Genomic DNA, 25,804 nt, shown 5'->3' with positions numbered 1-25,804 from the left:
CGTGATTTTCAGCCTCGCCGGCGTTTGAGGCGCGGGGTTCGGGGCGGAGCCCCGCAAGGGCCTGAGTCGTGTTGCTGCGGCCGAGGGGGCCGGGCGCGGCCGGGCTGGTCAGGTTGCGCGGGCCCCGGTCGCCCCGCCCCGGGGAACCCGCGGAGGGCGGGGCCTCACCATCAGCCCCGCCGGCGATTGAGGCGCGGCCCCCGGGACGACCGCGGCGGCGGACCGTCAGGCCCCCGCCTCCAGGTGCGCCGTATCGTTCCACCGCTCCACCGCGGGCTCCCCGTACGCCCAGCCCAGGACCGACAGCGACGCCGGATCCAGCTGGATCCTCGCCGCGAACGAGGGCTCGAAGGACAGCCACCTCGCCGCCAGCACCCTCAGCACATGCCCGTGCGCGAAGACCAGGACGTCCCGGTCCGCCGACCGCGCCCACTGGATGACCTCGTCCGCCCGCGCCCCGACCTGGGACAGCGCCTCACCGTCCCGTACCCCGTCCCGCCAGATCACCCAGTCGGGCCGGCTGGCCGCCCGGATCTCCGGCGTCGTCAGGCCCTCGTACGTCCCGTAGTCCCACTCCATCAGCGCGTCCCACGGTGTCGCCCGCGCCCCGAATCCCGCCAGCTCGCAGGTCTCGGACGCCCGGCTCAGCGGGCTGGTCCGCACTTCCATGTCCGGCAGCCCCGACCAGGGGCCCCTCTGCAGCCGTTCGCCCAGGAGCTTCGCGCCGCGCCGGCCCTCCTCCAGGAGCGGGATGTCCGTCCGCCCGGTGTGCTTCCCGAGCAGGGACCATTCGGTCTGGCCGTGCCGGACGAGGACGATGCGCGGTGCCATGTACGGGATCTCCCTGGGGTTCGCCGGGCCGATCGGTATCCATCGGTCACCGGGGTCGCTTGAGTCACGCAATCACCGGGTCGGTGCCTCTTCATCATCGTTCACCGCTCCACGGAGCTTTCCGGCCACCCCACCCGCCCCGTCGGCCACCCGCGCCCCAGGCAACCTTCCCGGCGATCGCCGCGTCCATCCCTAGGTCGGGTACCCGCTGCCCGAGCGCCGCCCCTTACACCGTACGGTTGACCGGTGGCCGCCGACCGCCGGAGCACGAGGGGGACCGTTCGGATGCCGTACTCCACCACAGTCCGTCGCCCACGCTGGTGGGCCGAGCTGCTGCTGATCGCGGTGGTCTACCTCGCGTACTCGGCCGGCAGGCTCCTCGCCCGCGGCGATGTGTCGACCGCGGTGGACAACGGCCTCGCGATCCTCCGGGCCGAGAAGGCACTCTTCCTGGACGCCGAAACACCCCTGAACCGGCTCTTCACCGAGATCCCGGCCCTCGGTGTCCCCGCCGACTTCGTCTACGCGTCACTGCACTATCTGGTCACCCCGGCCATCCTCATCTGGCTCTTCCGCCGCCGCCCCCTGCGCTACCGCGCCGCCCGCACCTGGCTGATGCTGTCCACCCTCCTCGGACTCGTCGGCTTCACCCTGGTCCCGACCTGCCCGCCGCGGCTCCTGGACGCCACGCACGGCTTCGTCGACACGATGGCCCAGTACAGCTCGTACGGCTGGTGGGGCGGTGAGGCGAGCGCGCCCCGGGGCATGGGCGGGCTGACCAACCAGTACGCGGCCATGCCGAGCCTGCATGTGGGCTGGGCGCTGTGGTGCGGAGTGATGCTGTGGCGGCACGGGCGCACTCCGCTGCTGCGTACGCTCGCCGTGGCCTATCCGCTCATCACCACCCTGGTGGTGATGGGGACCGCGAACCACTACTTCCTCGACGCGGTGGCCGGGGTCGCCGTGATGGGCGCGGGCGCGCTGCTGACGCGTCCCGCGCTGCGGCTCGCCGACCGGGTACGCGCCAGGGCCGGAGCCCGGTTCTCCGGCCGCACCGCCGAACCGGCCGCCGGGACCGCCGCCGGACCGGCCACCGCAACCGCCGCCGGGACCGTCGGCGGGGGTGTCAACCGGGGCCTCCCCGGCGGAACGAGGGAGACCGGAGAGGCCGTCTCCGGCACCAAGTCCCCGATTGTCGGTGCCGGATGCCAGACTTCGACGGGTGAGCGAATCCCTGGACAGCGGACCACCTCCGCAGACCCCACTCCGTCCGCAGGCGCAGACGACAGCACTGCGGCAGCGGCTCGCTGAGTTGCGCGGCCCCGCCGTGCGCCCCCGGCCGCTGGACGCGCGGGCGCTGGCCGCACTCGCGGCCAACCCGGGGTGCAAAAGGCGCGCGCTGCTGGACGGCGCCGGGGTGGACAAGGCGGCGCTCGCGGCGGCCCTGGGCTCGCCCGGGGCCTTCGGCCAGTCGCAGTTCGCCTTTATGCGGGGCCATGCCTTCGAGGCGCGGGTGAAGTCCGACGGCGGCGCGGAGCTGATGCGGCTCCTCGGTGTGGACGGCGGCGCGGGCTTCCGCGTCCCCGATCTCGCCGCGGCCGGTCCCGAGGGCCGCGCGGCGCGTACGGCGCTGGCGCTGCGGGAGGCGACGGCGGCGGGGGACTGGACCCTGCTCGACCATCCGCTGCTCGCGCTGGAGGTCGCGGGTTCCCCCGCGTATCTGGAGCCGGACGCGGTGGTCGTCCACCCCGACGGCCGCTGGACGGTCGTGGAGATCAAGTCCTTCCCGATGATCGACACCTCCGCCGACGCGGCGAAAGTGGGCGCCGCCGCGCGCCAGGCCGCGGTCTACGTCCTGGCGCTGGAGCACACGGCCGCGCGCACCAAGGACGCGCGGGTCGACCACAGCGTGCTGCTGGTCTGCCCCAAGGACTTCTCCAACCTTCCGACCGCGTCCGTCGTCGACGTACGCAAGCAGTTGTCGGTCACCCGGCGCCAGCTGGCCCGGCTGACCCGTATCGAGGACATCGCCGCCGGGCTGCCGGCGGGTGCCACCTTCGAGCTGGACCGTTCACCCGAGGACCTGACGGCGGCGGTGGAATCGGTCTCGGCGGCCTACGCCCCCGAGTGCCTCTCCGCCTGCGAGCTGGCCTTCCACTGCCGTGCCCGCGCCCGGGCCGAGGGCGCCGTCGAAGCCCTCGGCCGCTCGGTACGCGGTGAGCTGGGCGGGCTGACGACCGTCGCCGATGTGCTCGCCGCCGCGCGAGGTGCCTCCGGTGACCCCACCGACCCCACGGTCACGGCCCTCCGCAGGGCCGCCGCTCTGCGCACCGAGGCCCTGGCCGCCCACCCCCACCGGGAGCCCGGATCCTCGCCCTGCTCCTCTTCCTCCTCGTCCGGTGAGGGCCTTTCCCTGATCGGCCAGAGGGAACCCGGGACGGCGGGCTCCCCGTCCTCCGGGACGGCCGGCACCCACCCCCTCAACCAGGGCGACCGGACCCCGGGCAGCGGAGCCCCTCCGCCGCCCGGGAGGAAAGCCCCCGGCGACACGGAGGCCCCGCCGCCTCCGGAGGAGCAGGGCCCGGGACCCCGTCCGGCCCACGCCCCGCAGGCCGCGAACCCCGCGCACCCGCTCACCGCACTCCCCACCGACACGGCGGCGCCATGTCGCTGATCTCCACCCTCGCCCGGCTGGAAGCCGTCGAGTCCGGCCGCGCCCAGCCCCTGGCGACCGTCCGCCACCGCCATCTCGCCGAACGCCCCCTCGTACTCGTACCGCTGACGACCGCCGGTGAGGCCGGCGCACCGCTCGGCGCGCTCGTCGGGACCGACCGTGACGCACCCCGGCTGCTGACCGTGGCGCAGCCGCGCGACCGCGAGCTGCGGTTCGCCTTCCTCGCGCAGCTCGCCGACGCCGTACTGCCGTATCTCGACACCTACGCCGACGACATCGAGCTCATCGAGCGGAACGAGGACGACCCCGAGACGGGCAAGCGCGTCAAGGTCGAGGCCGAACTGTGCGCGGACGCCCCGCAGTTGATCGTCCCGGGCCGGGCCGGCATCGAGTTCGTACGTCTTCTCGGCCGGTCGATGCGCTTCCGCCGTACCGCCGAGCAGGACCCCGACGCCGCCTATCCCGCGCCGCCGCGAGTCCCGCTCCTCGGCCGCTGGCTCACCCACTACGGAGAGCGGGCGCGGGTCCCCGGCTCGTCCCTGCTGCTCGCGGCGACCGATCTGCTCAACCGGCACTGGGCGACCGGCCAGTCCTCGCTGGAGGACCAGCATCTGGGCGCGCTGCTGGCCTGGGTCGAGGCCCGGCCCGGCGAGTCCGGCGCGGCGGCGGCGCTCCGGGCGGAGCTGGGCCGTGACGCGCAGGGGCAGTTGCTCTGTCCCCCGGCCGGACCGGCCACGGATCCCGCGTTCGACAACCGCCTGCTGGCCCCCGCGGTGGAGGAGTACGACCGGGCCCGCGCACGGCTGGGCGCGGCCGAGGACGGTGCCGACGCGGACGCGGCCCTCGGTGCACTGACCGTCGCCGAGCGCGGGATACGGCGCCTGCTGCTGACCCAGCTGGAGCCGACCTGGCACGCCGTGTGGCGGGCGGTCGAGCTGCTGGGACAACTGCCCGCGGGCTCCCGGGTCGCCGACCGCTGGACCCGCGACCGCTGGTCCTTCACCGCGCACCGCGACCGCGTCCGGGCCGGTGAACCCCCGCAGCCGCGCCGCGACGACGCCGTGACGGCCGCGCGGAAGCTCGCCGCGCGTGAGACCGCCCAGGCCCAGCTGGAGGCACAGGAGGCGCTGGACGACCCCCTGGTGCTGGCGGGGCGCAGGCTCGCGGGCGAGGCGTTCCGGAGCGAGGTGACCGAGGTCGTCATGGCCTGGTCCGAGTCCAAGCGGCCCTCGCCCCGGCCGCTGCTCACCGTCCGCACCGACGATCGCCCGCACCTGGAGGAGGGGGCGAAGGTCTACCGCTCGCTGGATGGCAAACCGCAGTCCGCCGCGTTCGTACGGTACGAGGCCGACGGAGTCCTGGTCCTGCGGCTCACCGACCGCATGGGCCGCGGCAAGGACCCGGCGGAGGGCTCCGTACCGGCCGAGGGCGACCGGATCGCCTGGACCCTGTTCGAGCACGACCAGCGCGGCGGGCCGAAGCTGCCCGACCCGGAGGACACGCCGTGGACCCACGGCGGGCCGCCCGGCACGGCCGCGGAGGACCCGGACCCCGTGACCCCGGAGGACGTTCTGTGACCGGTTTCGACCCCGCGGCGGAGGCCGCCCGCGCCACCGGCGCGATCCTGGCCGACACCCTGCACGGGACGTCCAGGGGAGTCGTCGTGGACTCCCCGCCGGGAGCCGGGAAGTCCACGCTCGTCGTCCGGGCGGCACGTGAACTGGCCGCGGCCGGACGCCCCCTGATGGTCATCGCCCAGACGAACGCCCAGGTCGACGATCTGGTGACGCGTCTCGCCGAGAAGGACCCCGAGCTGCCCGTCGGCCGGCTGCACAGCAATGACCCCGACCCCTACGACAAGGCGCTCGACGAACTGCCGGGCGTACGGACGTCCGCCAGGGCCGGGGATCTCGCCGGGCTCGACATCGTGATCTCCACGGCCGCGAAATGGGCGCATGTGAAAGGCGTCGAGCCCTGGGGCCACGCCATTGTCGACGAGGCGTACCAGATGCGCTCCGACGCGCTCCTCGCGGTCGCGGGCCTCTTCGAACGAGCCCTGTTCGTGGGTGATCCGGGGCAGTTGGACCCGTTCTCGATCGTCGGCGCGGACCAGTGGGCCGGGCTGTCGTACGACCCGTCCGCGAGCGCGGTCTCGACACTGCTCGCGCACAACCCGGATCTGCCGCAGCACCGGCTGCCGGTGTCATGGCGGCTGCCGGCGTCGGCCGCGCCGCTCGTCTCGGACGCGTTCTACCCGTACACGCCCTTCCGCAGCGGTACGGGACCCGGTGACCGGCGGCTCACCTTCGGTGTGGCGTCCGACGGTTCGGCGCACGACCGGGTCATCGACGAGGCGGCGGACTCGGGCTGGGGCCTGCTGGAACTCCCCGCGCGCCGTACGCCCCGGACCGATCCCGAGGCCGTACGGGCGGTGGCACGGGTCGTCCGGCGTGTCCTCGACCGCGGCGGCGCCGCCACGAGCACCGCCGACGGGGAGCAGGCACCCGTCACCGCGGACCGCGTCGCCGTGGGCACGGCACACCGCGACCAGGCGGCGGCGGTCCGGGCGGCGCTCGCGGAGCTGGGAGTCACCGACGTCACCGTGGACACGGCGAACCGCCTCCAGGGCCGCGAGTTCGATCTCACCGTCGTACTCCACCCCCTCTCGGGGCGGCCCGACGCCACGGCATTCCATCTGGAGACCGGGCGGCTGTGTGTGCTGGCGTCCCGTCATCGCCACGCGTGCATCGTCATCTGCCGGGCGGGCGTCACGGAACTCCTCGACGAGCACCCTTCGACGGAGCCGGTGAGCCTCGGGGTCACGGTCAAGTTCCCGGACGGCTGGGAGGCGAATCATGCCGTGCTGGCCCGGCTGGCGGAGCACCGCGTGAACTGGCGCCCGTGAACCACGGGATCGGACGCCTGCGAGAACAAGACCGCGCAGTGGCGTGGGCCACGACGCCGTGGCCCAATCGCAGGCTCCCCTCGCGGGCCCCGACCCGTATGCCCTCTTGGCGAGTCGCGGCGGACGCTCCCTACGCCTCGGCCGACACGTCCTCCCACCTGGTGAGGAAGCCCGTGACGCCCGAAACGCCCCGGTGGCTCTCCAGCACATCCGCCGCGGAGGTCAGCATCGCGTGGATACGGGAGGACTGGACCCCGCCGAGGAGGTCCAGGACCTCGTGGCCGGCGGACGCGGCCTCGTCCGGAGCGCCGCCGTGGGCGAGGGCTGTGGTGAGTTCCGCCCGGTAGAGGGCGAGGTTGCGGGTGAAGCGGCGGTCCTGGAGCGTGGCCGCGCGCCGGGCGTGGCGGGCCGCACGGGGCCACTCGCCGAGCTTCGCCCAGCACTGGGCCTGGAGGAACTCCAGCTCGGGCTCGCCGAAGAACGACATCCACTCCGGATCCGCCCCCGCCGACCCCCGCCCGAAGTACCCGTGCGCCTGCCCCAGCGACTGCTCGCACCCCGTACGGTCCCCGAGCCCCGCCCACCCCCCGGCCTCCCGGAGCGTCAGCAGCGCCAGCAGCCGGGGGGACCCGAGATCCCGTGCCGCGCGCCGGCCCGCCTGCGCCGCGCGGACGGCCTCGCGGTGCCGCCCGGAGTCCCGGGCCAGAAAGGACGTATTGGAGAAGGCGTGGGCCTCCAGCGCGGGGTCGCCGGACACCCGCGCCGTCGCCAGCGCCTCCGCGTAGTGCGACCTCGCGTCGTCCAGCCGGCCGGAGTCGTGCGCCAGCCAGCCGACGGAGATGGCGAGTTCGCCCGCGCCCGACTGCAACCGGTCCCCGGTCGAGGCACGGGCCGTGACTCCGGAGTCGAGCAGCGCGTACGCGGCCCGCAGCGGCTGCGCGGCCCGGTGGTAGAGCCCGTCGGCCCCGTGCCGGTCGTCCAGCAGCCGGATCCGCCGTACCGCCTCCTCGACGGCCGCCACCTCCGTCTCGCCGACACGGCGCCGGGAGGGCACGGAACCGGACGGGGTGTCCAGTACGGACCCGAACCCGAACCCCAGGGACGCGGTCGCCACCGTGGCGGAACCGCCCGTCATGAATGCGCGACGCAGCACGTCGTTCTCCTCGTCGCCGTCGCTGTCAGGGATGCCGAGCGCCTCCGGGACGGGACGCGGTACGGCCCGCCGGGCCCGCCCCCGGCTCCGTACCTGCTCCCGCGCGGCGAACCCGAGGTCCGCCAGAGTCAGACCGGGGAACATATGCAGGAAGACCCGCTCGTAGGCGTAGTTGGGGCAGCGGATCTCACCGGCCTCCACCCGCCCCACATAGCGGGCGTCGCACGAGACCTGCTCGCCGATCTCCCGGGCCGCCTTGCGTACGGCCGCGGCGAACTCTCCGGGGGAGCGCTGACCGCGCAGCCGCCGGAAGGCGAGGTTGGGAACTGCCCGTGATGCCTGTGACGACGACGCCATGGCCGAGCCCTCTCTGGTGCTGCCGTGTTCTCGGCGAGGCACGAACGTACCGGCTGCGAGGGGCCGTTCACCCGACCTTTGGCGATGAAAGGGGCATCTCGCCCCTGATCTGCCATGAACTGCCATCCTTTGCGGCGGTGTGGCGCCGTTGCCCTTGACGGGGGCGGGCGTTGAACTCCTTGGAGGCGCGATCCGTCGTCTCATCCTGAGCAAGGAGGGGATCCCCTTGTTGGAGGTCGGCATGGAGACCAGCGCCAACGGCGGCGCCCGGACGCCTGCGACATCTGAGACCGCCTTGACGCCGACGGCGCCCACCGCGGCCGCCGCCTCCGCGTTCGCGGCCCCGGCGGTGGCCACCGGGCCCTCCGCCCTCCCGGCGGCCCCCGCGGTCCCGGCGCCCGCCCCGGACCGTGGCCCCGCACCCGCACCCGGCGCGGACCGTAACCCCGCCGCACCCGCCACCACATCCGCACCCGCCACCACATCCGTACCGGCCCCGGACCGGGGAACGGCCCCCGCGCCCGGCCCCTGCGATCTGGTGACCGTGCCCACCCGCCAGGGCCTCGAAGCGGTCGACATCCTGCGCCGTACCGCAGCCCCGGCCGTCGGGCCGGTCCTCCACGACGGCTCCTGCGACACCCTCGGCTTCCTCGTCCCGCCCGGCACGGCCGACGGCTGGGACATGCCGGGCAGCGCCTGTACGCAGACCTCGGGCCGGGGGCTGCGCATCCCGGCCGAGCCCCCCGTGCGCGGCAGCGGCTGGCTGCTGCCGCCGGACGACGGGGACCGCGTCACCGACCCGGAGGTCCTGCGCGAGGCTCTCGACGAGGCGGCCCGGCTGATCGAGGCCGCGGACGGCTGCAGCTGACCGCCGCCACCGGCGCAGGACCCCGACCGGCCCCGGCCAACCGCACCCCGCCGCCCCCGGCCCCGTGCGGGCACCTCCCCGCCCCCGGGGGAGCCGCCGAGGCCCGGCCGTACGGAGGCGATCGCAAGGAAGCAACCGCGCGGAGGTCACGCAAGCCACGGAGTCACGGAAGCCCCCGCGGGGCGAAACGTTCCGCGTACGCCGATAATGGCCTGGTGGCGAAGAGCAGGCGGCGGCGCGGTGGCGGCGCCCAGAGCCCCGGACCCGTCGTCGCACAGGTCGACGGCGGGACCGCCGAGCTGAATCCGGACCCCGAGCGCCCCCGTGCCTGGACGCTGCTCCTCGACGGCGCCCCGCAGTCCCATGTGGACCTCGACGACCCGGCGTATCTGTCCTTCGAGTACCAGCGCCGCCTCGGCCATGCCGCCGATCTCGCCGCGCCGCCCGGCCGCCCGCTGCACGCCCTGCACCTCGGCGGCGGCGCGTTCACGCTCGCCCGCTACATCGCCGCGACCCGCCCCCGCTCCACCCAGCAGATCGCCGAGATCGACGCCGCCCTCGTCCAACTGGTGCGGACACACCTCCCCCTGGACCCGAACGCGCGGATCCGCGTACGGTCCATCGATGCGCGGGCGGCGCTCGCCAAGGTGCCGGACGTCTGGGCGGATCTGGTGATCGCGGATGTGTTCGGCGGAGCCCGTACCCCCGCGCATCTGACCAGTACGGAATTCCTCGCCGAGGTCCGCAGGGTGCTGCGGCCGGGCGGGTACTACGCCGCGAACGTCGCCGACGGCCCGCCGCTGGCGCATCTGCGCGCCCAGGTCGCCACCGCCGCCACCGTCTTCCCGGAACTGGCGCTGGCGGCCGACCCGGCAGTCCTGCGCGGGCGGCGCTTCGGGAACGCCGTACTGCTCGCCTCGGATGTCCCGCTGCCGGTCGCCGAGCTGACCCGCAGGGTCGCGGGCGACCCCCACCCCGGCCGGGTCGAGCACGGCAGGGCCCTCATCGACTTCACCGGCGGCGCGGCGCCCGTCACCGACGCGAGCGCCCGTCCCTCCCCGGCACCCCCTCCGGCGGCCTTCCGCTAGTGCTGTGGCCGGAAGGGTTTGCCGTGGGCCCGCGGCGTCCGGTGCGGTGCAGCGCAGGGCGGAGGTCCGCAGCTCGTACTCGCCGTACTCGCGCGGTCCGGCAACGCGGCTGGGGGTACCTCCGGGCCGCCGGGCCCAGGGGGAGCCGTGCAGGGCGTCTCGGGCCGGTGAACCTCTCCGGTCACAGCACTAGATCAGGTCACCGACCGGGTCCGGGGCCGTCAGGGGGACTTGTGGAACTGCACCCTCGGCGGGGTCCCGTTCCAGGTGTAGAACACCGAGTCCTCACGGCCGTCCTTGGTGAACGTCACCCGGATCCACTGGGGCTCCTCCCACACCGCCACCTCCCAGCCCGCGTTGGGCGTCGCCGAGGCCAGGGTCGCCGACGTCCGCCCCACGTTGAACACGGCCCGGCCGCCGTCCACCGTGTATCCCTTCATCGTCCCCACGGGCTTCGCGGGCGCGGGGGTGGCGGGCGGGGCGGCGGGCGGCTTGGGCTTCCTGCTGGGCGGCTCACTCGACGCGGACGCCCGCGGCCGGTCGGTCCTGGTGGCGCCGGAGGTGTTCGAGGGGCTGGATTGCGCCGACTTGGCGGGCGGCCGATGGGTCTCGGAGACCTGCGGTTTGGCCTGCTTGGTCGGGGTGTTCGGATTGATCGGGACCGCACGCGGCCGGTCATAGGCGGTGCCGGACATCACGGTGTGCACGCCCCACCATGACAGCGTGACAGCCGCTCCGGTGGACAGCGACCACGCCATGGCATGTACAAGTCCTCTACGCATCAGTGGCCATACTGCACCACCCGACCCGCGCCTGTCCCAAGGGGGACCGACCTGCTCCGGATCGTCCGCGACTTCCGTGCGGCCAGGGCCGATCCGGACCATGAGAGGCATGGTGAGACGGTGACCGATGAAGCACTGCGAGTGGCGCCCTTTGTACTCCGTATGGCGTACGGTGCCGCCCATGGCAAGTGTGCTCGTGGTCGAGGACGACCAGTTCGTGCGTTCCGCGCTCATCCGGCACCTGACCGAGGCGTCCCACACGGTACGGAGTGTCGGCACGGCGCTGGAAGCGCTGCGCGAAGTGGCTCATTTCAGGTTCGACGTGGTCATTCTCGATCTCGGGCTGCCCGATCTGGACGGGGCCGAGGCGCTGAAGATGCTGCGGGGCATCACCGATGTACCGGTGATCATCGCGACCGCGCGGGACGACGAGACGGAGATCGTCCGCCTCCTCAACGACGGCGCGGACGACTATCTGACCAAACCCTTCTCCGTGGAGCATCTGTCCGCGAGGATGGCGGCCGTACTGCGCCGGTCGCGCGCCTCGGCCGGGGAGGCCCCGCCGTCACGTGTGATCCAGGTGGGCGGGCTCTCCATCGACCCGCTGCGCCGACAGGCCGAACTCGACGGCTCCCCACTCGATCTGACACGCCGTGAGTTCGATCTGCTCGCCTTCCTCGCCGGCCGGCCCGGCGTCGTCGTACCCCGCAAGGAGCTGCTCGCCGAGGTGTGGCAGCAGAGTTACGGTGACGACCAGACCATCGACGTCCATCTGAGCTGGCTCCGGCGCAAGCTCGGGGAGACGGCGGCCCGGCCGCGCTATCTGCACACCCTCCGAGGCGTCGGAGTGAAGCTCGAACCCCCCACAGGTCAACCTGAACACCTACGAGGACATCAACCATGAGATGGGCGCTGGTCAAGGTCTCGCTGGCGGTCACGGTGATGGTCGTACTGGCCTTCGCCGTACCACTGGGGCTCGTCATCAAGGAGATGGCCCGCGACAGAGCCCTCTCCAACGCCGAGCGCCAGGCCGCCGCGATCGGCCCCACCCTCTCCATCAGCGTCGAACGGGCGTCGCTGGAGCACGCCATGCAGTCCACCCTGGCCGGAGCGGCCAACCGGATGGCCGTGCACATCCCCGCCTCCAAGGAGCAGGGCGGCCGGCCCGTGGAGATCGGGACCCGCAGGGTCTCACGCGCCGACCTCGACCTCGTCGAGCAGGTCCCGCGCGCCTCCACCACCAAGGTCGCCGGCGGGTCCGCGCTGCTCCAGCCCATCGCGATCAACGCGGACGACATCGCGGTGGTCGAGGTGTTCGTCCCCGACGAGGACCTCAGCAGGGGTGTCACCACCGCCTGGCTGATGCTCGCCGGCGTCGGTATCGCCCTGATCGTGGGCTCCGTCGCCGTCGCCGACCGGCTCGGTGTCCGTATGGTCAGGCCCGCCCAGCGGCTCGCGGGCGCGGCCCAGGAACTGGGCGAGGGCAGGCTCGGGGTACGCGTCCCCGAGGAGGGGCCCACCGAACTGCGGTCCGCGGCCATCGCCTTCAACGCCATGGCCGACCAGGTCGTCCAGCTCCTCGCCAATGAGCGGGAACTCGCCGCCGACCTCTCCCACCGGCTGCGCACCCCGCTCACCGTGCTCCGGCTCAACGCGGCCTCCCTCGGGGAGGGGCTCGCCGCCGACCAGACCCGGGCCGCCGTCGAGCAGCTGGAACGCGAGGTCGACACCATCATCCGCACCGCGCGCGAGGCCAAGCCGCAGACCACGGCGGTCGGCTCCGGCTCGGGCTGCGACGCCTCCGAGGTGATCCGCGAGCGCATGGGGTTCTGGTCGGCGCTCGCGGAGGACGAGGGCCGCACGGTCCGGATCGCGGGAGTGGACCGTCCCGTACGCATCCCGGTCGCCCGGCCCGATCTGGCGGCCGCCCTCGACGCGCTGCTGGGCAATGTCTTCCGCCACACCCCCGAGGGCACGGCCTTCTCGGTCGACGTCCACAACGGCGACGACGCGGTCATCGTGCTCGTCTCCGACGCGGGTCCCGGCATCGCCGACCCGGCCGCCGCGATGGCCCGCGGCAACAGCGGCGGCCGTGACGGCTCCACCGGGCTCGGCCTGGACATCGTGCGCCGGGTCGCCGAGTCGACCGGTGGTGACGTACGCATCGGAAGCTCGGTACTGGGCGGCACCGAGGTACGGATCTGGCTCGGGCTCGATCCGCGCGGCGGCGGACGCGATGAACGGCGCCGGGGCCACCGGGGCTCGGACCGGCGCCGTACGCTGATCCCCGCCGGGCGCCGCGGCCGGCTGGACGACCCCGTCTCCTGACGCGGAATCCGCCCGGTCCGTTCCCCCGCTGGATTAATCGGCCCCGATGCGGTCCTTAAGAGCGTCCTAAAAGGCTCAACCACTTTCCCGGAGACGGCATTTGTCCGCGCCGGGCTCGCTAGCGTGCTGTCCGCACCCCCACGCAGGATCCGTACGACCTACGCACGACCCGCACCCCCCACGCACGACCCGCACGTCCCGTACGACCCCACGCACGACCCGTACGACCCGAGTCACGACCCGTACGACCCACACCCCCGTACGACAGAGGCAGGCAGGCGATGGGCAGCACCGCGCACCAGCGCAGGGCGAGCGGCAGGGCCATGGTGATCAGTTCGATCGCCGCGGCCGCGGCCGCGGTCGTCGCCGGTGCCGCCCTCGCCCTCACGGACACCGCGCAGGCCTCGTCCCTCGCCGCCACCTACACCAGGACCAGCGCCTGGGCCGACGGCTACACCGGCCAGTACGTCGTCACCAACGCCACCGTCGCCACCCGGACGGACTGGACGCTGGAGTTCGACCTTCCCGAGGGCACCACCATCGGCACGCTCTGGAACGGCGAGCACACCGTCGAGGGCCGGCGCGTCACCGTGAAGCCCGCGGACACCGACCGGCCGCTCGCCCCCGGGGCGTCGGTCACCGTCGGCTTCGTTGCCACGGCGGGCGGTACCGCCACGCCCGCCGACCCCACCTCCTGTGTGATCAACGAGACGCGCTGCACGATGGACCGGACACCCACCGCGCAGCCCCCCGCCGGCCCCGCCGAGCAGCCGGCGGCCAAGGACCCGGCCCCGGCCGCCCCCTCCACACCGGCGGCCCCCCGGACCTCCACCCCCACCGGGAGCGGTACCACCCCGCCGGCCCGGAACCCCGGCGCCGCCCCCGAGTCCGGCACCGGCCGCTTCTCGCCGTTCGTCGACGCCTCCCTCCTCCCCTCGCAGGACCTGCTCGACACGGCGGACAGGACGGGCGTCAAGGACTTCAACCTCGCCTTCATCAGGTCCGACGGCGGCTGCAACCCCCTGTGGGGCGGCCGGGTCGGACTCGCCGACAACCGGGTCGCCCGCCAGATCGGCGCCCTGCGCGCCAGGGGCGGGGACGTCCGCGTCTCCTTCGGCGGCGCGGCGGGCAAGGAGCTGGCCGTGACCTGCTTCTCGGTCGACGAGCTGGTGCGGGCCTACGGCAAGGTCATCGACGCCTACAAGCTCACCAGGATCGACTTCGACGTCGAGGGCAAGTCCCTGTCGAAGGACGCCGCCAACAACCGCCGCTCGCGGGCGCTGGCCCGGCTCCAGAAGTCCCACCCCGGCCTGGAGATCTCCTTCACCGTGCCCGTCAACCCGGAGGGCCTGAACCGGCCCGCCATGGACCTGGTGGCCGACGCTCGGAAGACGGGGGTCGACATCTCCGCGATCAACATCATGGCGATGGACTACGGCTCCCACCACGGCGGTGACATGGGCCAGTACGCGATCAAGGCGGCGACCACGACCCACGCACAGCTGAAGGAACTGCTCGGGCTCTCCGACGAGAAGACGTGGAGCAAGATCGCCGTCACCCCCATGATCGGCATCAACGACGTCGTGACCGAGATCTTCACCGTCGAGGACGCCAAGGAACTGGCGGCCTTCGCACGGGCGAAGAACCTCGCCTGGCTGTCCATGTGGTCCCTGGCGCGGGACCGGCAGTGCCCCGGCGGGGAGCGGCGGTCCGCCGACGCGACCTGCAGTTCGATCTTCCAGGAGCCACTGGCCTTCACCAGGGCGCTCGCCGCCTACCACTAGCCGCACCGCCCCTGGATCCGCCCGGCCCGCACTCGCGGACGGATTCCCCGAAACCATCTCTCCCACCCCCCACCCGCGCGCTCCGGCCGGTACACCCCCCCCACGACCGGCCGGGGCGCGCGCCCCTGTGCCCGGCGGACATCCGTGCCGCCGCCCCCAGCCGCCGCCGGGTGCCCGTGCTCCTGTGCCGTCCGTCGGCCGTTGTGGCTGTCCTCTCTGCCTCCGCTGCCCGTCGCCCGGCCGGCACGCCCTCCCATGCCCTGCCACGGCCGGCGTCACCGCACCGCCCGGCCGCCATCCGGTCCGCCGGTCAGTACGCGGTTACGGTTCGTGTTCCCGGTCCCCCGGCTTCCCCTGAGGGCGGGGAGTGTGCGGAGACGTGGACGGGGTGGTGGCGGACACGGGTCTGTCCGGCGCGGCCGGCCCTCGCCGGGGAAGCGCCAAGGACCCCGGTCTTCCGACCGGGGCCCTTGGTCCATCAGGGTGAGTGACGGGACTCGAACCCGCGGCATCCTGGACCACAACCAGGTGCTCTACCAGCTGAGCTACACCCACCATGACCGGTCGCTTCCGACCGGCCGAGAAAAAGTGTACAGGGTTCGGGCGGGTGCTCGCGCCAGGGTTATCGCCCCGGTGAGGCACCCCGTTCCGGGCGCCCGCGCGGTCCGTTGCCCCGGGGGACCGGACCGCCTCCGTAGGCCGCCGGGGGACTCTCTCCGCGGCCGGGAGCGCCTTCCCGGGCCACCGGGGGAGACGGCCGGACCGGAGCCCGTACGCACGGCGCGGGCCCGGCAGGCACGGGCGGGGCGGAACACGTGGGCGCGGGCGGGGGCCAACACGGGTGGGCGCGGATCCGGTCGGCGCCCGGGCTCAGCTCGCGGGCACGACGTGCTTCGCCGCGATCGCCTTCGCCGTGTCCGAGTCGGGGCCGGGCTGCGGTACGAAGACCGCCTCGCGGTAGTAGCGCAGCTCCGCGATGGACTCCCTGATGTCCGCCAGCGCCCGGTGGTTCCCGCTCTTCTCCGGACTGTTGAAGTACGCCCTCGGGTACCAGCGGCGGGCCAGTTCCTTGACCGAGGACACATCGACGATCCGGTAGTGGAGGTACTGCTCCAGGGCGGCCATGTCACGCGCCAGGAAGCCGCGGTCGGTGCCGACGGAGTTCCCGCACAGCGGGGCCTTGCGGGGCTCTTTCACATGCTCGCGGACATAGGCGAGGACCTGCTCCTCGGCCTCGGCCAGCGTGGCGCCGCCCGCCAGCTCGTCGAGAAGGCCCGAGGCGGTGTGCATCTCCCGCACCACCTCGGGCATCGTTTCCAGCGCGGCGGCGGGGGGACGGATCACGATGTCCACCCCGTCGCCGAGCACATTCAGTTCCGAGTCGGTGACCAGGGCGGCCACCTCGATGAGTGCGTCCTCCGTCAGCGAGAGCCCGGTCATCTCGCAGTCGATCCACACCATACGATCGTTCATGCGACTACTTTATGGTGCACTCCGCTGCCCGGGCAGGCTGGGACGCCCGTGACCTGCCGCGTAGGCCCCCGGCGGGGGCTTTCCCAGCTCCGGGGGAGCACCCGGACCGCTGTGGTGACCGTGTGCCCCGGCCGTGGCGGCCGTGCGTCTGGCCTGAGCCGGTACGACCGACTCCACCACCGACGGCGGCGAGGTGTCGCCCTGCGGACGCCGTACCCGGTAGGCGGCCCGGTAGGCCGCCGGGGACGAACCCAGCTGCCGCCGGAAGTGACCGCGCAGGGCCACCGGGGAGCGGAATCCGCAGCGGCCCGCGACCTCGTCGACCGAGTAGTCGGAGGTTTCGAGCAGCCGCTGTGCCTGGAGCACCCGCTGGGTGATCAGCCACTGGAGCGGCGCGCTGCCGGTCAGAGAACGGAATCGCCGGTCGAACGTGCGCCGGCTCATGTACGCCCGTGCCGCCAGGGTCTCCACATCGAACTGCTCATGGAGATGCTCCAGCGCCCACGAGACGACCTCGGCCAGCGGGTCCGACCCGATTTCCTCAGGTAAAGACCTGTCCAGATAGCGCTCCTGGCCGCCACTGCGCCGGGGCGGTACGACCAGTCTGCGGGCGAGCGCTCCGGCGGCCTCGGTGCCGTGGTCGGTGCGCACGATATGCAAACAGAGGTCGATTCCGGCCGCCGTACCCGCGGACGTGAGCACATCGCCGTCGTCGACGAACAGCTCGCGCGGATCGACATGGACGGACGGGTACCGCTTGGCCAGCGTCGGCGCGTACATCCAGTGCGTCGTCGCGGGGCGGCCGTCCAGCAGACCGGCCGCGGCGAGTACGAACGCTCCCGTGCACAGTCCCACTATCCGGGCGCCTTCCTCATGCGCGCGGCGCAGGGCCTCAAGGGCCTCGGGCGGCGGCGGTGAGGTGATCGACCGCCATGCCGGCACGACGACCGTGCCCGCCCGGCCGATGGCCTCCAGTCCGTACGGCGCGGTGAGTTCGAGCCCGCCGGTGGTCCTCAGCGGTCCGTCCTCGCCTGCGCAGACGAGCAATCGGTAGCGGGGGACTCCGGCGTCCTGGCGGTCGATTCCGAACACCGAAAGCGGTATGGAACTCTCAAAGATGGGGCCGCCGCTGAACAGCAGTACCGCGACGACTTCCCGGCGCCGGCGCCCGGAGAGCTTTCGTGCTACCTCCGGTGCGGCGGAGTCCTGACTCATGACGCTAAGCCCCCCTCGGTGTTCGCGTCTCCCCGTTCGTTTCGGGCCTTTCGCTCCTGCACTTTTCCCCTCGGTGTTGCACGAGTCCCGAGCCGTCGATACTCAAGATCGAATCTACTGTGTCCCGTGGCGCCGACGTGACAAGTTCGGCATGCCCCGCTATGTCTGCATGGGAACTTGGCGCGAAGCATTCGATCACGAAGCGTTCCATCTGCAAGCCCCGCAGGGAAGTGCGCAATGCGCGCATGGCCCGTCCCCGTAGGGTGCGTCAGAGCGGGGAGACCCTTTCCTGCCTGGTGACAAGGGTGTTGCCGCGCCATTTCCCCAAGGGAGGGGCGGTAGCGCGAAGTTGGCTGAAATTATACGGGTGCGAGCGCTCGAACGGGTCAGTCTCCGGAAGCACGAACCTCGCTGTGACGACCGCCTCCATGCGCCCCCTGAGCCGCCCGTGCGCGGCGTTCGCGCCGGGCGGGGCCGCCCTCTCCGGCAGTCCCGCGTACGCCGACTTCCCCGTCCCTTCCCGGCGGCGGCACCACCCACCCCGTCCGGCCCTCGGGTCCCGTCCGCCACGTCCGTTGCCGGAGGGGCGCTCGCCGGGGCCGTGTCCGTATGCCGCCCCGGTCGCGCGGGCCGGCCGTACGCGTTCCGGGCGCTCGGCCCTGACGGCGGCCGGCCGGGCGGCGCGGGCAGCCGAACCCGGCCCGGCGGGCGACGGCGCTCCGTGGAGTGGGCCGGGGTCGCCGCCCGGACGAGAGGGCGGGGAGGAGGGGACGGGCGGCGGCTCCGTGACCGGTGGCCCGGGAAGCCCGGGAGGGGTGGTGCCGGCGGTACCGGGCGGGGTGGACGGGTGCGGGGGACGGAGGTTTCCCCGGGGGCGGCGGGGCCGGATCGGGATGATCGCGGTGCCGGCGAGGAGCGCAGTCTTCCGGTCACTGCGGCACTCGGTGCCACGGTCATGGGCGTGGCCGATACGGTCGCCGCCGGGCCCGCTCCGTACGCCATGGCCCCCGTCATCGGCTCCCGCCGGACGGGCGGGAGGACTCGGGCCCGGGGGACCGCGCGGGCTTCTCCGCGCGCCTCACGGCCCCGGACCGTCCACCGGTCCCCGGCCCCGGCGCAGGTCCCCGGCCCGTGAGCGGCCGTACGGCCCCCTTGGGGCGGCTGTAGCCGCCACGTGGCATTGCCATACGGGACGGGCTCAGGCATGCTCCCTTGAACGCCCGAATGGGGCGGCAGGCCCTGGGCAGGAGGAGGAGTGTCGCCGTACCCTTACGGGTATGGGCCAGGGAAGATGATTCCCGGACATAGCTCCGATGTGTTCTGTCCACCTGTTCTCCCCTCCACTGAGGACTTCCTTCGCCGAGACACCGATGGCCGGTCACGAAATCCCCGAACCCGCGGACCGCAAGCAGGTAGCCGACCCCACGTCGTCGGATCTGCAAGCGGCGGAAGAAGCACGCCACTCCTGCGACCCTGCGTTCCGCCACGGAGTCGTCGTCGGTTTCGACGGATCGACCTCCAGCGAACGGGCGCTCGCCTATGCCATCGGCATGGCCCGGCGCTCCCGATCCGGTCTGATCATCGTCCATGTCGCCAACCGGCTGCCCACCACCGTCTGGGCGGGGTGCGAGCCGCCGGTCTTCGTCGATGTGCCCGACCACCGCACCGAGGTCCTCGGGCTGGAGCTGGCCTGCGCGGACTATCTGACCGAGGTGCCCTGGATCCTGGTGGAGCGCGGCGGCGACATCTGCCATGAGCTGGAGGAGGTCGGGCGGGAGTACTCCGCCGACGCGATCGTCGTCGGCTCCACGCACGGGATCGTCGGCCGTATCTTCGGCTCGGTCGCGGGTCGGCTGGCGCGCCGGGCACAGCGGCCCGTCGTGGTCATCCCCTAGCACCGGTTCTCTCCCCGGTGCCGGATCTCTCCCGGCCCCATCGGTTCTCTCCCCGGCAGCGGCCACCGTCGGCACCGACCGGCTCTCCATCCTTCCGGCGCGGGCCCTCCGGTACCGGCTCTCCCCGGCGCCCGCCGGCTCTCCGGCCGGTGCGGGTGCCTCCCCCGCCTTCACCGCCTTCTCTGACTCTTCCGCCTGCTGCGACTCGTGCGGGCTCCGTCTCCCGGCGTCGGCGCCGCTCATCGCGCGTGCACCACGGCGCTCTTCGGAGGCGCGGACCGCCGGGGCTGTGTACGGTCCCGCCCGGGGCGCACCGCCCTGCCGCCCTCTCGGGTCGTCCCAGGTGACGCGGGGTCAATTTCTGTCGTGTGCACGGAAAGCTACCGTGGCGTAGAGGTGAATTGTGTGCTTGTGAAGGGTACATAAAGCTCGCTGGGTCACAGCGCGCCCGCGCGTACACAGCGGCGCGATTACAGGCGCGTACACAACTGCACGGACAACTGCACAGGACACGAAGGGAGCCCGCCGTGGACAAGGACGTCTCTGCGGGAAGCGCTACTACTTCAACTCTCGGTCACCTCGCCCTCGGTCTGACGCTGCTGGCGTTCGGCGTCGGTACCACCGGTGTCGTCGACAACGTCACGGCGGCGGACGCGGCAGCGCTCGCCACCTGGGTGGGCGGTGTCGCACTGTTCATCGTCGGACTGCTCGAGTACCGCGCGGGCGACGCCGGTTCGGGCACGGCGTTCGCCGGACTCGGCGCCTTCTGGTTCACCTGGGGGACCGGTGTCGGCGACGGGGCCTCCGCGGAGGCCGCGGGGCTCTTCATGCTGGTGTGGGCGCTGCTCGCCCTGACCCTCACGGCCGCGTCCTCGGGAGCCGGTCTGTTCACCCAGGGGGTGTACGGGCTGCTCACGGTCGCGCTCGTCCTGGTCGGCATCGCCTCGCTCGCGGAGAACAGCGGGCTGGCGAAGGCGGGCGGCTGGGTCGCGGCGGTGGCGGGGCTGGCCGCGTGGTACGGCGCGACGGCCGCGCTCGCCAAGTGGCCGACCTTCTCGGGACGCGCTGCCGGCCGGGGAGTGACGGCCACGGGCTGAGCGGTGCGAGGCCGGCGCGGACGGTTGAGGCAGGCGTCGGCGAAAGGGGCGTTCCCTCGCGCGGGTTGGCGATGCGCGAGGGAACGCTTGACGCCGTCTCCGGTGAATCCGCCCGGGTGACTCCGCCCCCGGGGACCGTGCGCTCGCGGGCGCCGGCCTGTGGGCGCCCGCGTACGAGGTGCGGCTACTCCACCGTGACGGACTTGGCGAGGTTGCGGGGCTTGTCGATGTCCCGGCCCATGGCCAGGGCCGTGTGGTAGGCGAAGAGCTGGAGCGGGATGCCCATCAGGATCGGGTCCAGCTCGTTCTCGTTCTTCGGGACGACGATCGTGTGGTCGGCCTTCTCCTGTTCGCGGTGGGCCACCGCCAGGATGCGCCCGCTGCGGGCCTTGATCTCCTCCAGGGCGGCGCGGTTCTTCTCCAGGAGGTCGTCGTCGGGGACGATCGCGACCGTCGGCAGGGCGGGCTCGATCAGGGCGAGCGGGCCGTGCTTCAGCTCGGACGCCGGGTACGCCTCGGCGTGGATGTAGGAGATCTCCTTGAGCTTGAGGGAGGCCTCCAGCGCCACCGGGTAGCCCCGGACCCGGCCGATGAACATCATCGACTGCGCGCCCGCGTACTCCTCGGCCAGCTTCTTGATCTCGTCCTCGGACTCCAGGATCTCGGTGATCTGCTCCGGCAGCCTGCGCAGACCGTCGATGATCCGCCTGCCCTCGGAGACGGACAGATCGCGGATCCGGCCCAGGTGCAGCGCGAGCAGGGCGAAGGCGACGACCGTGTTGGTGAAGCACTTGGTGGAGACGACGCAGACCTCGGGGCCCGCGTGGACATACGTACCGCCGTCGGCCTCGCGGGCGATCGCGGAGCCGACCACGTTGACCACGCCGAGGACGCGGGCGCCCTTGCGCTTGAGCTCCTGGACGGCGGCGAGGACGTCGTAGGTCTCACCCGACTGGGACACGGCGACGTAGAGGGTGTCGGGGTCGACGACCGGGTTGCGGTAGCGGAACTCGGAGGCGGGCTCGGCGTCCGCGGGGATACGGGCCAGCGACTCGATCAGGCCCGCGCCGATGAGCCCGGCGTGGTACGAGGTGCCGCAGCCGAGGATCTTGACCCGGCGGATGCCCCGGGCCTCGCGGGCGTCCAGATTGAGCCCGCCGAGGTGCACCGTGGAGAAGCGGTCGTCGATCCGGCCGCGCAGCACCCGGTCGACCGCCTCGGCCTGCTCGGAGATCTCCTTGTGCATATATGTGTCGTGGCCGCCCATGTCGTACGACTCGGCCTCCCACTCCACGGTGGTGGGCGTGGCGGTCGTCGTGGACCCCTCGGTGGTGTACGTACGGAAGTCGTCGGCCTTGAGGGTGGCCATCTCGCCGTCGTCGAGGGTGACGATCTGGCGGGTGTGCGCGACCAGCGCGGCGACGTCGGAGGCGACGAACATCTCCTTCTCGCCGATGCCGAGGACGACGGGCGAGCCGTTGCGGGCGACGACGATGCGGTCGCTGAAGTCGGCGTGCATCACGGCGATGCCGTAGGTGCCCTCGACGACCTTCAGCGCGTGGCGGACCTTCTCCTCCAGCGACTCGGCGGCGGAGCGGGCGATGAGATGGGTGAGGACCTCGGTGTCGGTCTCGGAGGCGAAGACGACGCCCTCGGACTCCAGCCGGGCACGCAGCTCGGAGGCGTTGTCGATGATGCCGTTGTGGACGACCGCGACCAGGTTGTCCGGGGAGAGGTGGGGATGGGCGTTCTCGTCGCTGGGCGCGCCATGGGTGGCCCAGCGGGTGTGGGCGATGCCGGTGGTGCCGGCGAAGCGCTTGGGGACCCGGGCCTCCAGGTCGCGGACGCGGCCCTTGGCCTTGACCATCTTCAGCCCCGCGGCCTTGGGGCTGGTGATCACGATGCCCGCGGAGTCGTACCCCCGGTACTCCAGCCGCTGGAGTCCCTCCAGCAGCAGTGGTGCCACATCACGCTTGCCGATGTATCCGACAATTCCGCACATAAGGTTGTTACCCCTCCATAGGTGAGAACGGTGCCCGCGCCACGGCCGGCCCTGTCAGCCGTAGACGATGCGGCGCAGCTGGCGGAGCGACAGCTCCGGCGGTGCGACCGCCCGGCGCGGCAGCTCGGCCGCGATCCGCTCGAAGATCTCGGTGTTCGCCAGACCGCCGGACCGCAGCTCGCGGTGGCGGCGGCGGACGTAGTCCTCCGTCTTCTCGTCGAAGTACGCCAGCACGTCGAGGACGACCCGGGCCGCCTCACCGCGCGCGAGCGCGGTACTGCGGACCAGGTGGTCGACGAGGTCGTCGTGCGGTGCTGCTGAGGATGGCGGACGACCGGGCCGGCGATGTTCGAGCACCCGTAGATACTGGGGGTCCGATCGCCCCGAATGCAAGAATCCTGCCCGATTCCGGGCAGGTCCGCATCACAAGCGCTTGAGAATCGCCTGCTTGGCGGTGGTGAACTCCTCGTCCGTCAGTATTCCCGCCCGGTGCAGCTCGCCCAGTTCGCGCAGCCGCCGCAGCATCGCGTCATGATCGCTGCCGTCGGCGGGGGCGGCCGGAGGTGCGGGCTCCGGGGTCTCCCCGGCGGGCGCCGCCGGTGCCGACAGGGCGGGCCGCTCGTCCTCGGGGGCGTACGGGTGCGGCATACGGGCCACGACGGCCGCCGCGACCAGGGCCATCAGGGGGTCCTTGCGGAAGCCCCAGAGATCGATGGCGTGCGGATCGTACTTGGGCGGGGCGGAGGTCCGGCCCTTGGCGACGATGAACCGCAGATACCCGTTCTCCAGCGAGGCCGACGGCTGCCACTCGACCGCCTCCACGTCCCCCAGGTCGATCGTGCGGGTGCCGCCGGACGACTTGGACTCCTCCGTCTTCCAGTTCCACGACAGCCGGATCTGCTCCCCGTCGAAGTCGACGGTCCCGTCGCCCGCGGTGGCGCTGATCGGCAGGGTGGGGCCGGGCAGCAGATAGCGGCCGACCGGGTCGGCGGCGATCTGCTCGATCAGCAGGGCGTTGCGGACCTCGTCGACGAAGTACTCGGCGACTCCGGTGCGGTCGTTCTCCACGGTCAGCTGATACGGGTCGGAGCTGTCCCGCAGCCTGCCGCCGGTGATCTGGAGCAGGGGGTCGGCGCCGTTGCGCAGCCGCAGCCGGAGGCGTCCGGACTTTCTGCCCGGCTCGAAGGAGACACCGGCGACGGCTTCCAGGGGGACGGCCAGTTCACCGAGGGACTTGCGCAGCAGGCTCACATGCTTGTCGGAGCCCGGGACGACCCGCACGGTGTCGCCGTCGAAGGTCCAGGTGCCGTCCTTCTGGATGATTTCCGCCATGCGGCGATTGTTTCACTCAGGGGTGTGCGGAACCGCAGAACCGGGGCCGGAGGCCGCCGGGGTGGGGACGCGGGCTCCGGGCGCGTGGCGGGCCGGAGCGCGCAAAGGTCTAGACCTTGACGCGGGGGCCGGGCACGATACCCAGGGTGGGCACCACCGCCGCGTACCGCGGCCGTGAAGCGCTGCGAAGGGACTCAGCCTGTGAGACCACCGGGAACGTTCCCCCGACTGTTCGGTGCCCTGCTCCTCGTCGCCGGGGCTGGCGCGGGCTGTTTCGCCGGTGACGGCGGCGGCTCCCGCCAGGGCTCCGGAGGCCCCGCACCGGGCGCCGTGCCCGCGCTGGGGCGCGTCGTGCCCGCGCCCGCGTCCGTGAAGCCCGGCGGCACCCTGTACACCCTCGGTGCGAAGGCGGCGATCCGCGTCGACGACTCGCCCGAGGTGCGCCGGATCGGCGAGTACCTCGCGGGGATCCTGCGGCCCTCCACCGGCTACGCCCTGCCCGTGACACCGGGGCCCGGCACCGACGGCGTCCAGCTGCGGCTGCGGCCCTCCGAGAGAGCGCTCGGCGAGGAGGGCTACCGGCTGGAGTCCTCCGCGGGCACCCTCGCGGTCACCGCGCGCGAACCCGCCGGTCTCTTCCACGGTGTGCAGACACTGCGCCAGCTGCTGCCCGCCGCCGTGGAGCGGCGCACGTTGCAGACCGGGCCGTGGACCGTCCCCGGCGGTACGATCACCGACACCCCGCGGTACGCCTACCGGGGCGCGATGCTCGACGTGGCCCGCCACTTCTTCACCGTCGACCAGGTCAAGCGCTATATCGACCAGCTCGCGGTGTACAAGATCAACACGTTCCATCTGCATCTCACCGACGACCAGGGCTGGCGCATCGCCGTGGACTCCTGGCCCGCGCTCGTGACCGTCGGCGGCTCCACCTCGGTCGGCGGCGGTCCCGGCGGGCACTACACCAAGGCCCAGTACCGGGAGATCGTCGACCACGCGGCCTCCCGGTACATGGAGGTGGTCCCCGAGATCGACCTGCCCGGCCACACGGCCGCCGTGCTCGCCTCCTACGCCGAGCTGAACTGCGACGGCGAGGCGCGGCCGCTCTACACCGGCGTCGACGTCGGCTTCAGCTCCCTGTGCGTGGACAAGCCCGTGACGTACGACTTCGTGGACGATGTGATCCGCGAGATCGCCGCGATCACCCCCGGCCGGTATCTGCATATCGGCGGTGACGAGGCGGACAGCACCAGCCCCGAGGACTACGCGGCCTTCATGGCGAAGGCGCAGGCCGCCGTCGCCCGGCACGGCAAGACCGTCGTCGGCTGGCACCAGATCGCGGGCTCGGAGATGGCCGAGGGCTCGGTGGCCCAGTACTGGGGTACGGACGGAACGGAGCCGGGGGAGCGGGAGGAGGTGGCGGCGGCGGTGAAGAAGGGCGCGCGGCTGATCCTCTCCCCGGCGGACCGCGCCTATCTCGATATGAAGTACGACTCCGGGACACAGCTGGGGCTCAAGTGGGCGGGCCTCGTCGGGGTCGACCGGTCCTACGACTGGGATCCCTCGGAGTACCTCGCGGACGCGGGTGTCCCTGCGGACGCGGTCCTCGGCGTCGAGGCTCCGCTGTGGTCGGAGACCCTGACGACGAGCGCGCAGCTGGAGTGGATGGCGTTTCCGCGGCTGCTGGGAGTGGCGGAGAAGGGGTGGTCGGGGGCCCGCTCCTGGGAGGAGTACCGGGTGAGGCTCGCGGAGCAGGGGCCGAGGCTGGAGGCACGGGGGGTGGTTTACCACCGTTCCCCGAAGGTCGACTGGCCCGAGTAGCGCGGTGGCCCGGGGCGGGTGCGCCGGCGGCCCCTGCTCGTGTGCCCGGCGCCCGGCCCGGCCTCGCTGCCCGGCCCAGTGCCGCCGCCCGGCCCGGCGCCGTGCCGTGCCGTGCCGGGCCGGGCCGGGAGACGGGTGGCCCGAGGGGCGCCCGGTGCCGAGAACGCCTGGCAACGGCGGTGATTCCGGAAGGGGTCCG

General features: G+C 72.9%; 19 protein-coding genes, 1 tRNA gene and 1 pseudogene. 12 read left to right on the top strand and 9 right to left on the bottom strand.

What is annotated here, in order from left to right:
* Positions 1 to 225: 225 nt before the first annotated feature.
* Positions 226 to 831: a histidine phosphatase family protein gene (locus tag ACIBCM_RS17540; RefSeq protein WP_399244056.1), complete on the bottom strand. Its 606-nt coding sequence runs from the start codon at positions 829 to 831 to the stop codon at positions 226 to 228.
* 285 nt (positions 832 to 1,116) lie between these two features.
* Here ACIBCM_RS17540 and ACIBCM_RS17535 point away from each other — a divergent pair, with 285 nt between their 5' ends.
* The 4 genes and pseudogenes from ACIBCM_RS17535 to ACIBCM_RS17520 all read left to right on the top strand — a co-directional run bounded on the left by ACIBCM_RS17535 (position 1,117) and on the right by ACIBCM_RS17520 (position 6,410).
* Positions 1,117 to 2,142 (top strand): phosphatase PAP2 family protein, encoded by a 1,026-nt coding sequence (locus ACIBCM_RS17535; RefSeq protein WP_399244054.1) that lies wholly within the window; start codon positions 1,117 to 1,119, stop codon positions 2,140 to 2,142.
* A pseudogene (locus tag ACIBCM_RS17530) lies at positions 2,054 to 3,175 on the top strand (hypothetical protein); the annotation flags it as partial. The gene ACIBCM_RS17535 and the pseudogene ACIBCM_RS17530, both read left to right, overlap by 89 nt.
* A gap of 320 nt (positions 3,176 to 3,495) precedes the next feature.
* Positions 3,496 to 5,082, top strand: coding sequence for a hypothetical protein (locus ACIBCM_RS17525; RefSeq protein WP_399244053.1), 1,587 nt, complete (start codon positions 3,496 to 3,498; stop codon positions 5,080 to 5,082).
* Positions 5,079 to 6,410, top strand: a complete 1,332-nt coding sequence (locus ACIBCM_RS17520) for an AAA family ATPase (RefSeq protein WP_399244051.1) — start codon at positions 5,079 to 5,081, stop codon at positions 6,408 to 6,410. Before ACIBCM_RS17525 ends, ACIBCM_RS17520 begins: the two co-directional genes overlap by 4 nt.
* A gap of 130 nt (positions 6,411 to 6,540) precedes the next feature.
* Here ACIBCM_RS17520 and ACIBCM_RS17515 read toward each other — a convergent pair whose 3' ends face one another.
* Positions 6,541 to 7,920 carry a tetratricopeptide repeat protein gene (locus ACIBCM_RS17515; RefSeq protein WP_399244050.1) on the bottom strand — a complete coding sequence of 460 codons (1,380 nt, stop codon included), beginning with the start codon at positions 7,918 to 7,920 and terminating at the stop codon, positions 6,541 to 6,543.
* A 535-nt stretch (positions 7,921 to 8,455) separates the two neighbouring features.
* Between ACIBCM_RS17515 and ACIBCM_RS17510 the strand changes: the two genes are divergently transcribed.
* Together ACIBCM_RS17510 and ACIBCM_RS17505 are read left to right on the top strand one after the other, a co-directional pair.
* A complete protein-coding gene (locus ACIBCM_RS17510; RefSeq protein ID WP_399244405.1) occupies positions 8,456 to 8,788 on the top strand; it encodes a hypothetical protein in 333 nt (110 codons plus the stop codon).
* 215 nt (positions 8,789 to 9,003) lie between these two features.
* A complete protein-coding gene (locus ACIBCM_RS17505; RefSeq protein WP_399244048.1) occupies positions 9,004 to 9,876 on the top strand; it encodes a spermidine synthase in 873 nt (290 codons plus the stop codon).
* Between the two features lie 221 nt (positions 9,877 to 10,097).
* Here ACIBCM_RS17505 and ACIBCM_RS17500 read toward each other — a convergent pair whose 3' ends face one another.
* Positions 10,098 to 10,634 carry a hypothetical protein gene (locus ACIBCM_RS17500; RefSeq protein WP_399244046.1) on the bottom strand — a complete coding sequence of 179 codons (537 nt, stop codon included), beginning with the start codon at positions 10,632 to 10,634 and terminating at the stop codon, positions 10,098 to 10,100.
* A gap of 205 nt (positions 10,635 to 10,839) precedes the next feature.
* Here ACIBCM_RS17500 and ACIBCM_RS17495 point away from each other — a divergent pair, with 205 nt between their 5' ends.
* The 3 genes from ACIBCM_RS17495 (at position 10,840) to ACIBCM_RS17485 (ending at position 14,770) form a co-directional block, all read left to right on the top strand.
* Positions 10,840 to 11,562 (top strand): response regulator transcription factor, encoded by a 723-nt coding sequence (locus tag ACIBCM_RS17495; RefSeq protein ID WP_399244043.1) that lies wholly within the window; start codon positions 10,840 to 10,842, stop codon positions 11,560 to 11,562.
* Positions 11,559 to 12,986, top strand: coding sequence for a sensor histidine kinase (locus ACIBCM_RS17490; RefSeq protein ID WP_399244041.1), 1,428 nt, complete (start codon positions 11,559 to 11,561; stop codon positions 12,984 to 12,986). The genes ACIBCM_RS17495 and ACIBCM_RS17490 overlap by 4 nt, the downstream gene beginning before the upstream one ends.
* 281 nt (positions 12,987 to 13,267) lie before the next feature.
* Positions 13,268 to 14,770, top strand: a complete 1,503-nt coding sequence (locus ACIBCM_RS17485) for a cellulose binding domain-containing protein (RefSeq protein WP_399244039.1) — start codon at positions 13,268 to 13,270, stop codon at positions 14,768 to 14,770.
* A 482-nt stretch (positions 14,771 to 15,252) separates the two neighbouring features.
* Here the strand turns inward: ACIBCM_RS17485 and ACIBCM_RS17480 are convergent.
* The 3 genes from ACIBCM_RS17480 to ACIBCM_RS17470 all read right to left on the bottom strand — a co-directional run bounded on the left by ACIBCM_RS17480 (position 15,253) and on the right by ACIBCM_RS17470 (position 17,458).
* A tRNA-His gene (locus ACIBCM_RS17480) sits at positions 15,253 to 15,325 on the bottom strand.
* Between the two features lie 315 nt (positions 15,326 to 15,640).
* The gene (gene orn, locus ACIBCM_RS17475) at positions 15,641 to 16,243 is read right to left on the bottom strand and encodes an oligoribonuclease (RefSeq protein WP_399244037.1); all 603 of its coding nucleotides are present in this window, start codon (positions 16,241 to 16,243) and stop codon (positions 15,641 to 15,643) included.
* A 9-nt stretch (positions 16,244 to 16,252) separates the two neighbouring features.
* Positions 16,253 to 17,458, bottom strand: a complete 1,206-nt coding sequence (locus tag ACIBCM_RS17470; protein WP_399244035.1) for a helix-turn-helix domain-containing protein — start codon at positions 17,456 to 17,458, stop codon at positions 16,253 to 16,255.
* A 1,370-nt stretch (positions 17,459 to 18,828) separates the two neighbouring features.
* Between ACIBCM_RS17470 and ACIBCM_RS17465 the strand changes: the two genes are divergently transcribed.
* Positions 18,829 to 19,353, top strand: a complete 525-nt coding sequence (locus tag ACIBCM_RS17465) for a universal stress protein (RefSeq protein ID WP_399244032.1) — start codon at positions 18,829 to 18,831, stop codon at positions 19,351 to 19,353.
* A 527-nt stretch (positions 19,354 to 19,880) separates the two neighbouring features.
* Entirely contained in the window at positions 19,881 to 20,450 is a 570-nt protein-coding gene (locus tag ACIBCM_RS17460; RefSeq protein WP_399244030.1) for a GPR1/FUN34/YaaH family transporter, read from the top strand.
* A gap of 184 nt (positions 20,451 to 20,634) precedes the next feature.
* Here the strand turns inward: ACIBCM_RS17460 and glmS are convergent, their stop codons facing one another.
* The 3 genes from glmS to ACIBCM_RS17445 form a co-directional block, all read right to left on the bottom strand.
* A complete protein-coding gene (gene glmS / locus ACIBCM_RS17455) occupies positions 20,635 to 22,452 on the bottom strand; it encodes a glutamine--fructose-6-phosphate transaminase (isomerizing) (RefSeq protein ID WP_399244028.1) in 1,818 nt (605 codons plus the stop codon).
* Positions 22,453 to 22,506: 54 nt separating this feature from the next.
* Positions 22,507 to 22,809: a hypothetical protein gene (locus ACIBCM_RS17450; RefSeq protein ID WP_399244025.1), complete on the bottom strand. Its 303-nt coding sequence runs from the start codon at positions 22,807 to 22,809 to the stop codon at positions 22,507 to 22,509.
* A gap of 66 nt (positions 22,810 to 22,875) precedes the next feature.
* Positions 22,876 to 23,784 carry a DUF4429 domain-containing protein gene (locus ACIBCM_RS17445; RefSeq protein WP_399244024.1) on the bottom strand — a complete coding sequence of 303 codons (909 nt, stop codon included), beginning with the start codon at positions 23,782 to 23,784 and terminating at the stop codon, positions 22,876 to 22,878.
* A 201-nt stretch (positions 23,785 to 23,985) separates the two neighbouring features.
* Here ACIBCM_RS17445 and ACIBCM_RS17440 point away from each other — a divergent pair, with 201 nt between their 5' ends.
* Complete coding sequence (locus ACIBCM_RS17440; RefSeq protein ID WP_399244022.1) at positions 23,986 to 25,605, top strand: beta-N-acetylhexosaminidase; 1,620 nt, start codon at positions 23,986 to 23,988, stop codon at positions 25,603 to 25,605.
* The last annotated feature ends 199 nt before the right edge of the window (positions 25,606 to 25,804 follow it).

Source organism: Streptomyces sp. NPDC051018, from assembly GCF_044456085.1.
In the GTDB taxonomy this organism is placed as follows: domain Bacteria; phylum Actinomycetota; class Actinomycetes; order Streptomycetales; family Streptomycetaceae; genus Streptomyces.
Note: the sequence above shows the minus strand (reverse complement) of the source record. Positions and strands in the feature narration are given on the sequence as shown.